Annotated in this window: 8 protein-coding genes; all 8 read left to right on the forward strand. The window is 56.3% G+C overall.

Annotation, left to right across the window (positions count from 1 at the left end):
* Window positions 1–103 precede the first annotated feature (103 nt).
* The 8 genes from B3041_RS07205 to B3041_RS07240 all read left to right on the forward strand — a co-directional run bounded on the left by B3041_RS07205 (window position 104) and on the right by B3041_RS07240 (window position 7,466).
* Window positions 104–1,075 carry an HNH endonuclease signature motif containing protein gene (locus B3041_RS07205; protein ID WP_292970908.1) on the forward strand — a complete coding sequence of 324 codons (972 nt, stop codon included), beginning with the start codon at window positions 104–106 and terminating at the stop codon, window positions 1,073–1,075.
* Between the two features lie 140 nt (window positions 1,076–1,215).
* Window positions 1,216–1,938, forward strand: a complete 723-nt coding sequence (locus tag B3041_RS07210; RefSeq protein ID WP_039385048.1) for an RNA polymerase sigma factor FliA — start codon at window positions 1,216–1,218, stop codon at window positions 1,936–1,938.
* Window positions 1,939–1,986: 48 nt separating this feature from the next.
* A complete protein-coding gene (gene fliZ / locus B3041_RS07215) occupies window positions 1,987–2,490 on the forward strand; it encodes a flagella biosynthesis regulatory protein FliZ (protein ID WP_065649049.1) in 504 nt (167 codons plus the stop codon).
* 128 nt (window positions 2,491–2,618) lie between these two features.
* The gene (locus B3041_RS07220) at window positions 2,619–3,605 is read left to right on the forward strand and encodes a D-cysteine desulfhydrase (protein WP_292970916.1); all 987 of its coding nucleotides are present in this window, start codon (window positions 2,619–2,621) and stop codon (window positions 3,603–3,605) included.
* 164 nt (window positions 3,606–3,769) lie between these two features.
* The gene (gene tcyJ / locus B3041_RS07225; protein WP_065649051.1) at window positions 3,770–4,570 is read left to right on the forward strand and encodes a cystine ABC transporter substrate-binding protein; all 801 of its coding nucleotides are present in this window, start codon (window positions 3,770–3,772) and stop codon (window positions 4,568–4,570) included.
* On the forward strand, window positions 4,570–5,238 hold the full coding sequence (gene tcyL / locus B3041_RS07230) for a cystine ABC transporter permease (protein WP_071667941.1): 669 nt from the start codon (window positions 4,570–4,572) through the stop codon (window positions 5,236–5,238). Before tcyJ ends, tcyL begins: the two co-directional genes overlap by 1 nt.
* On the forward strand, window positions 5,235–5,987 hold the full coding sequence (tcyN, locus tag B3041_RS07235; protein WP_292970925.1) for an L-cystine ABC transporter ATP-binding protein TcyN: 753 nt from the start codon (window positions 5,235–5,237) through the stop codon (window positions 5,985–5,987). The genes tcyL and tcyN overlap by 4 nt, the downstream gene beginning before the upstream one ends.
* Window positions 5,988–6,386: 399 nt before the next feature.
* A complete protein-coding gene (locus tag B3041_RS07240) occupies window positions 6,387–7,466 on the forward strand; it encodes an acyltransferase family protein (protein WP_292970928.1) in 1,080 nt (359 codons plus the stop codon).
* Window positions 7,467–7,817 lie beyond the last annotated feature (351 nt).

The following is a 7,817-nucleotide window of genomic DNA, read 5'->3' on the forward strand; positions in this document are numbered from 1 at the left end:
CGTATAAAACCGGCATCGCCTGCTACAGCCTGCCGCCGCGCGGCCGATAATCTGTTACAGAACCATTCCGCTATAGGTCACGTTTTCCACTCAGGGAGGGGCGATGCGCTTCAACTACGATCTGTTACCGGGTGAGCTGCTCTCGTTTGATGAGATCGCGCTGCGTTATGCGCAGCAGCATCCCGGCGAAAAGGCGCTCACTGCACGCGGCCTGCTGAGCCCCTCGGCGAGCTATCGCCATCTGGTGATCCGCGCGCTGTTTGCGCAGCAGGAGCTGAACAGCCCGCTCGAGGAGCTGCTGTTTATCAGCGATGACAACGAACGCAAAAACTATCTGCGCCGCTTTGAGCACTACCTGAAGACGCAGCAGGCGTTTCTCTATTTTCGCCGCAGCGACGACGCCAGCCAGGCCGGGCGCTGGAAAGTGATGGGCGAGAGCCGGGTCTATGCGATGCTCGATCCGCACTCGGCGGCGGCGCAGAACCTGCTCACCAGCCGCGGCTACCGGCTGGTGCTGATGCGTCAGCAGGAGGAGGAGGCGTACTGGCAGCTGTTTGACGCGCAGGCGCACCCCTGTTTTCCGCTGTCGCGCGCCGTGCAGTTTATCGTGGTGCTGAGTACGCCGCAGCAGCCGGCGCCTGCCGCCGTGATGCCCGGCACCGAAGTCGGGCGGCGGGTGAAAACCCGCGTGCTGCAGCACGCCAGCCAGGCGGCGTTTCTGGCGGCGGTGAAAGCGCGCTACGGCGCCTGCGTCATCACCGGCACGCCGCTTACCGAACCGCACGGCTGGCCGTGGGTAGAGGCGTGCCATATCAACACCGACGAGAGCGAGGCGGGGCTGCTGGCGGATAACAGCGTCGACAATGGCCTGTTTTTACGCAGCGATCTGCAGCGGCTGTTCCGCAATAAACTGATTAGCATTGATGGTGAAACCGGGCAGGTGATGCTCAGCGCGGCGCTGGAGAGTGAAGCGGAAGACAGCTTCGCTTATCAGCCGCTGGCGGGCAAAATCTGCGCACTGTGGTGCGTGGTGCCGCCTGCCACAAGGCAGCGTTTACAGCAGCGCAACAGGTAACGTCCGCAACGGCGGTGTCCGTCACCGCCATCCATCACTAATTTGAAATAACCTCGCTTTTGCCCGCCTATTCTGCCAATCGAAACCGCTACAGAATTGGATAATCATGCCGATAACTTAATTAACGCAGGGTAGTCAACGTGAACGATCTCTATACCGCCGGCGGCGTGATGGATAAACATTCGCTCTGGCAGCGCTACGTTCCCCTCGTGCGGCATGAAGCGCTGCGTCTGCAGGTGCGCCTGCCGGCCAGCGTGGAGCTTGATGATCTGCTGCAGGCGGGGGGCATCGGGTTGCTGAATGCCGTGGAGCGCTACGACGCGCTGCAGGGCACCGCCTTTACCACCTATGCCGTGCAGCGTATTCGCGGCGCCATGCTGGACGAACTGCGCAGCCGCGACTGGGCACCGCGCAGCGTGCGGCGCAACGCGCGCGAGGTAGCCGGTGCCATGCACCAGGTGGAGCAGGCGCTTGGACGCTCAGCCTCCGAGCAGGAGGTGGCGCAGCAGCTGAACGTGTCGCTGGAGGAGTACCGGCAGATCCTGCTGGATACCAATAATAGCCAGCTCTTCTCTTATGACGAGTATCGGGAAGAGCACGGTGACAGCGCGGAGCTGGTGACAGAGGGCCATGAAGAGGCAAACCCGCTGCATCAGCTGATGGAAGGGAATCTGCGTGAGCGCGTAATTGACGCAATCGAGGCGTTGCCCGAACGCGAAAAGCTCGTGCTCACACTGTACTACCAGGAAGAACTGAACCTGAAAGAGATTGGCGCGGTGCTGGAAGTGGGGGAATCCCGCGTCAGTCAGCTGCACAGTCAGGCGATCAAACGCCTGCGTGCCCGGTTAGCGGGAGCGCGCTGACAGACTCAGTCCTGGGGAAACAAAAATAAAAAAACCGGGGACTCAGCAATGGGAGCCAAAATTAAAGTCAGGCCGTTAAGTCGTTATCTTAAAGACTATAAACATAGCCAAAGCAACTGTTCACACTGTGGCAAAGTATTAGATCGTATGGCGCTGGTATTTCGTGGCCAGATCATTAATAAAGAGGCGATAGCCCGTATGGACCAGATGATTGACGATCAGGTCTGGATGAAGCTGCAGCCCGAACTGACAGCGCTATGCCGTTTCTGCAGCGATATTTTTTGTAATACCCATCCGAACTACTTCGACATCATGGCGTTTAAACAATATCTGTTTGAACAGACCGAGATGAACCACAGTACGATTCGGGAATATGTGGTGCGCCTGCGTCGACTTGATGACATGCTGAAAGCGAGAAATTTCCCGGCAGAAAATCTATCCGGCAACAGCTGGCATGAGTGTCTGCAGCACGATCTGCCCGATGCCGGTAATAACAACTACCGTATTGCACTGCGCAAATACGATCAGTTCCTCGGCTGGCAGCGCGGCTGATCAATAATTGATGTCCGTTGCGGTGATCTGTGCCGCAACGGGCAGCTGTTATCCCTCAATTCCGGATGCGCCTCATCGCATCTTCTGCAACACTACAGGGAAATCTGCATACTGCCCTGGAGGCTGCATTGTCCCTACATCTTCTGCATCAGTTCCCGCGTCTTGAGCTGCTTGGCGCACCCACACCGCTGGAGCATCTGCCGCGTCTTTCCGATTACCTTGGCCGTGATATTTTTATCAAACGTGATGACGTTACGCCGGTGGCGCTGGGCGGCAACAAACTGCGCAAGCTGGAGTTTCTGGCCGCAGACGCGCTGCGTCAGGGCGCGGATGTGCTGCTGACGGCGGGTGCGATTCAGTCCAACCACGTGCGCCAGACGGCCGCAGTGGCGGCGCGGCTCGGCCTGAAATGCGTGGCGCTGCTGGAAAACCCGATTGGCACCACGGCTGAAAATTATCTCTCCAACGGCAACCGCCTGCTGCTTGACCTGATGGATGTGGAGATTGAGAGTGTGGCAGCGCTGGATAATCCGCCGCAGCAGCTCAGCGACGCCGCAGAGCGTCTCGAAGCGCAGGGGTATCGCCCTTATATCGTGCCGGTTGGCGGCTCAAATGCGCTGGGTGCAGTGGGCTATGTAGAGTGTGCCCAGGAGATTGCCCATCAGAGCGAGGGCGTGGTGGATTTCGCTGCGGTGGTGGTGGCCTCCGGCAGCGCCGGTACGCATGCCGGTCTGGCAGTAGGGCTGGAGCAACTCTTACCGGAAAGTGAGCTGGTTGGCGTGACAGTGTCACGTAGTGTGGCCGCGCAGCTGCCGGTGGTAGAGCGTCTGCGCAGCGCGCTGGCTGAGCAGCTTGAGCTGCAGCCGCAGGCGGCGATCACGCTCTGGGATGACTACTACGCGCCGCGCTATGGTGAACCTAACGAAGAGGGCATGGAAGCGGTGCGGCTGCTGGCACGACTGGAGGGCATCATGCTGGATCCGGTCTATACCGGCAAAGCGATGGCCGGTCTGATTGACGGTATCAGCCAGAAGCGCTTCCGGCGTGAAGGGCCGCTGCTGTTTGTGCATACCGGCGGCGCACCGGCGTTATTTGCTTATCATCCTTCGGTATGAGACAGGCTGACGAAACGCTTTATAATCGCTGCCACAGACAGGCGTAACGTCACCGCAGACGTGTAATTTCTGTGGCGCTGATAATAAGACTACGCTATCTGTTACAGGGTGCGTCACGCGACGCACCTGCACTGACACACACAACAGATAATAACGGGGTAAACATGGCTTTCTCTCTGATTCGTCGCCCGCTGGCGATGGGAATGATGGCGGTGGCGCTGCTCGCAGGCATCAACGCTAAAACCTTTGCCGCTGAAGATTTGCTGGCACAGATCAAAAATAAAGGCGAACTGCGCGTGGGCCTTGAAGGTACCTATCCGCCGTTCAGTTTCCAGGACGAGCGCGGCAAGCTGACCGGCTTTGAGGTGGAGTTTGCGCAGGAGCTGGCACAGCATCTCGGCGTAAAAGCAGCGCTGAAGCCGACCAAGTGGGACGGCATGCTGGCGTCGCTTGATTCGAAACGTATTGATGTCGCGATAAACCAGGTCACTATTTCCGATGAGCGTAAAAAGAAGTATGACTTCTCCACGCCGTATACCATCTCAGGCGTGCAGGCGCTGACGCTGAAGAAAAACGCCGGCACCATTACCAAACCTGAAGATCTGGCAGGGAAAAAAGTAGGGGTGGGCCTCGGCTCCAACTATGAGCAGTGGCTGCGTGATAACGTCAAAGGCGTGGATATCCGCACCTATGATGATGATCCGACAAAATATCAGGATCTGCGCTCCGGCCGCCTGAATGCCATTCTGGTTGATCGCCTGGCCGCGCTCGATCTGGTGAAGAAAACCGGTGACACCATGGCCGTGGCGGGTCCGGCGTTCTCGCGTCTGGAAGCGGGCGTGGCGGTGCGTAAGGGCAACGACGATCTGCTGAAAGCGATCGATCAGGCGATTGCAGAGATGCAGAAAGATGGCTCGCTGAAAAAACTCTCTGACAAATGGTTTGGCACGGACGTGACCAAATAATGCTGGAGAGCGTACATCTGGTGCTGGATTCAGCACCTTTTTTACTGAAAGGGGCACTGTTTACGCTGCAGCTCAGCATCGGCGGGATGTTTTTTGGTCTGCTGCTGGGCTTTATTCTTGCCCTGATGCGCCTGTCCCGCTTCTGGCCGGTGAACTGGCTGGCGCGCATCTATGTCTCGGTTTTCCGCGGCACGCCGCTGATCGCCCAGCTGTTTATGATCTACTACGGGCTGCCACAGTTTGGCATCGAACTCGATCCCATTCCCTCAGCGATGATTGGTCTGTCGCTGAATACGGCGGCCTATGCGTCAGAGTCACTGCGCGGCGCAATTGCCTCGATTGAACGCGGACAGTGGGAAGCGGCGGCCAGCATTGGCATGACCCCGTGGCAGACGCTGCGCCGGGTGATCCTGCCGCAGGCGGCCCGTACAGCGCTGCCACCGCTGGGCAACAGCTTTATCAGTCTGGTTAAAGACACTTCACTGGCGGCTACCATCCAGGTACCGGAGCTGTTTCGTCAGGCGCAGTTAATCACCTCACGCACGCTGGAAGTCTTCACCATGTATCTGGCCGCTTCGCTGATCTACTGGATCATGGCGACCGTGCTCTCCGCGCTGCAAAACCGGCTTGAAGCGCACGTCAATCGTCAGGATCGGGAGGATAAATGAGTGCAATTGAAGTCCGCCAGCTGGTGAAAAAATTTCACGGGCAGACGGTGCTGCACGGCATCGATCTCGACGTGGCTGCCGGAGAAGTCGTGGCTATCATCGGCCCCAGCGGTTCGGGAAAAACCACGCTGCTGCGCAGTATTAATCTGCTGGAGGTACCGGATCAGGGAACCGTGACGGTAGGCGGCATCACCATCGACGCCAGCCTGAGCCTTAACAAACAGAAAGAGAAGGTGCGTCAGCTGCGCCAGCAGGTGGGGTTTGTGTTTCAGAACTTCAATCTGTTCCCGCATCGATCGGTACTGGAAAACATTATTGAAGGGCCGGTGATCGTTAAAGGCGAGCCGAAAGCAGAGGCTGAGGTGCGGGCACGTAAGCTGCTGGAGAAGGTCGGACTGACGGGTAAAGAGACAAGCTTTCCCCGCCGGCTTTCCGGCGGGCAGCAGCAGCGCGTGGCGATTGCCCGCGCGCTGGCGATGCGCCCGGAGGTGATTCTGTTTGATGAGCCGACGTCCGCACTCGACCCGGAGCTGGTAGGAGAGGTGCTTAATACCATTCGCGCCCTGGCGCAGGAGAAACGCACCATGGTGATCGTCACGCATGAGATGAGTTTTGCGCGTGACGTGGCCGATCGCGCGATCTTCATGGACCAGGGGCGCATTGTGGAGCAGGGGGAAGCCAGAACCCTATTCAGCAATCCGCAGCAGGCGCGTACCCGGCAGTTCCTTGATAAATTTCTTAATCAGTAATATTCAGGGCCGGTTCGCTGGCCCTTATTTATTATGGTGCTATCATATCCCTTCGCGTTTCTCTTATCATTTTGGTGCATAGCCATATCATTATCTTATTGCTAAATTATTAACTGGCTTCTCTGTTTGCAGATTGCTCTTAATTAAATAGCAGCTTTTCTTACTGATTATTTTCCCTCCATCACAATTTATATCTTCCTGCGCGGCCTGCTGCATATGTAAATGCATTTTAATTAACGTAAAGTCCTGTTACATCAGGGCCAGTAAAGACAATTTAGGACTTTCGCCAGATACACTCGCTGCAGTGCTGTTGAATAATCGTTTAATAACCATAACTCGCAAATTGATTATTACTGCGTTTACCTCTTACAGACCTACACAGCTTTAGGAGTCAACCTGATGAAAGATAACGGGAAAAATGATATAGGCTGGATAAATACGCTAAAGGGCGCCTGTATTTTGCTGGTGGTTCTCTATCACACCGTATTACCGGGATTTGAAACAACGATAAAATATTTGAGCGCCGGATGGTTTCCGGCAGAAATATGGGTACAGTTTAATACGGTACTGTCGCCATTACGTATGCCGGCATTCTTTTTTGTTTCCGGCCTGCTGGCAACCAACGGCATTTTGAATCGTTCATGGAAACAGGTCTTTACCAGCCGAATTACCAATCTGTTTTATCTCTATATTTTGTGGGGCTTTATTCAGTGGTGGTCAATTGTCGGGATTTCAACAGAAATCACCGGGCAACGCATCTCACAAAATCTTAATGCGGCTTACGCCGGCTCGCTGCTGGAGTTTCTCAAGCTGACGTTTATGGCGATGAGTACCTCCTGGTACCTGTATGGTCTGGCGATCTATTTCCTGTGCGCAAAAATTTTCCACCAGCAGAAAATGGCGCTGCTGATTGTGGCTGTCGTGCTGAATTATCTGGCGGTGGATAAAATCATTCCGTACTGGGGCCCGCAGAGCGTCGCGCAATATTTTCTGTTCTTCCTGCTGGGCGCGTTCTGGAGCCCGGTGATGCTGCGCCTGAGCGAACTGCGCCGTGAAAACCTGCTGCCGTGGGCGGCGCTGGCGGCGCTGACCGGCCTCCACGTAATTATGGGACTGGATAAGAGCCTGTTTATGTGTGTGATTGCTGTTCTGGTGAGCGTGGCGGCCTGCCGCTGGCTTAATCAGCATTTCAGTATGCGTTTTTTCAACTGGGTCGGGCGTAATACGCTGCAGATTTATGTTATTCACCGCATATTTATTGAGTTTTTCGGTATGTCGGCGATTCTGTTTGCCCAGCGCCATCACCTGTTTGAGCAGGCGTGGTTCTCCGTGCTGTGGGCCTGTTTCTATCCGCTGGCCATCGTCGGGATCTGTTCGCTCTGTTCAGTCGCGGTCTGGTCACTGACCAACCGCGGTCTGGGTCAGTCGCTGTTCCTGTTCCCGACGCTGATCGGTATGAAGCGTCGCAAAGCAGCGTAGATAAATGCAGGGGCAACGATTTTAACCGCAGGGGACGCATTTATGCGTCCCCTGCGTATTTATGCGCCTGCGCTGGTTTCCGGACAGGGGCAATAATTTTAACCGCAGGGGACGCATTCATGCGTCCCTGACGTATTTATGCGCCTGCGCTGGTTTCCGGACAGGGGCAACAATTTTAACCGCAGGGGACGCATTCATGCGTCCCTGACGTATTTATGCGCCTGCGCTGGTTTCCGGGCGCCATGAATGGCGCCCCTACAGGGATAACGATGCCATCTGGAGGGGACGAATTCATGCGTCCCTAGGGTATTCATGCGCCCGCGGTGGTGTCCGGGCGCCATTAATGGCGCC

The organism is Pantoea sp. UBA4549 (assembly GCF_002387285.1).
Lineage (GTDB): Bacteria > Pseudomonadota > Gammaproteobacteria > Enterobacterales > Enterobacteriaceae > Pantoea > Pantoea borealis.

What these genes read in the sequence shown, in the direction of transcription:
- fliZ (WP_065649049.1), top strand. Translation starts at nt 1,987, where the DNA reads ATGGGAGCCAAAATTAAAGTCAGGCCGTTAAGTCGTTATCTTAAAGAC.
- tcyL (WP_071667941.1), top strand. Translation starts at nt 4,570, where the DNA reads ATGCTGGAGAGCGTACATCTGGTGCTGGATTCAGCACCTTTTTTACTG.
- tcyJ (WP_065649051.1), top strand. Translation starts at nt 3,770, where the DNA reads ATGGCTTTCTCTCTGATTCGTCGCCCGCTGGCGATGGGAATGATGGCG.
- B3041_RS07205 (WP_292970908.1), top strand. Translation starts at nt 104, where the DNA reads ATGCGCTTCAACTACGATCTGTTACCGGGTGAGCTGCTCTCGTTTGAT.
- tcyN (WP_292970925.1), top strand. Translation starts at nt 5,235, where the DNA reads ATGAGTGCAATTGAAGTCCGCCAGCTGGTGAAAAAATTTCACGGGCAG.
- B3041_RS07240 (WP_292970928.1), top strand. Translation starts at nt 6,387, where the DNA reads ATGAAAGATAACGGGAAAAATGATATAGGCTGGATAAATACGCTAAAG.